The 595-nt window shown below is 67.2% G+C and carries 1 protein-coding gene; it reads left to right on the top strand.

What is annotated here, in order from left to right; translation table 11 throughout:
- Positions 1-580, top strand: a 580-nt coding sequence (locus ABD297_RS23630) for an IS3 family transposase (protein ID WP_344257625.1), incomplete at its 5' end; no start/stop codon positions are given.
- Positions 581-595 lie beyond the last annotated feature (15 nt).

Here is a 595-nt window from a genome sequence, read left to right as displayed (position 1 = left end):
GGACCTGCTCGAGCGGGACTTCACCGCTGCGGCGCCGAACCAGCGCTGGGTCGCCGACATCACCTACGTGGCTACGTGGACCGGGTTCGTGTACGTCGCGTTCGTCCTGGACCTGTTCTCTCGTCGCGTCGTCGGGTGGCGGGTGTCGAATAGCCTGCGGACCGACCTGGCCCTCGATGCGCTCGAGCAAGCACTGTGGCAGCGGCAACGCGAGGACCACGAAGTCACGGGCGTGGTCCACCATTCGGACCGCGGCGTCCAGTACGTGGCCATCGCGTACAGCGAGCGGCTCGCCACAGCCGGCGCGGTCGCCTCGGTCGGATCCAAGGGTGACAGCTACGACAACGCAGCCGCGGAGTCCCTCAACGGCCTGTACAAGACCGAGCTCATCCGGCGCCGTGGCCCGTGGCGCGGCCTGGAGCAGGTCGAGTTCGCGACCATGGAATGGGTCGACTGGTACAACCACAACCGGCTGCACTCCTGGTGCGGCGACGTTCCCCCGGCCGAGTACGAGGAGCAGTACTACCGTCAGAACACCGACACGGACACCGCCGAGTCGGCACAACCCAGCCTCCACTAAACCCGGAGCGGTTCA

It is taken from the genome of Terrabacter carboxydivorans (genome assembly GCF_039532035.1).
GTDB classification, from domain to species: Bacteria; Actinomycetota; Actinomycetes; order Actinomycetales; family Dermatophilaceae; genus Terrabacter; species Terrabacter carboxydivorans.
This window is presented reverse-complemented; position numbering and strand designations above follow the sequence as displayed.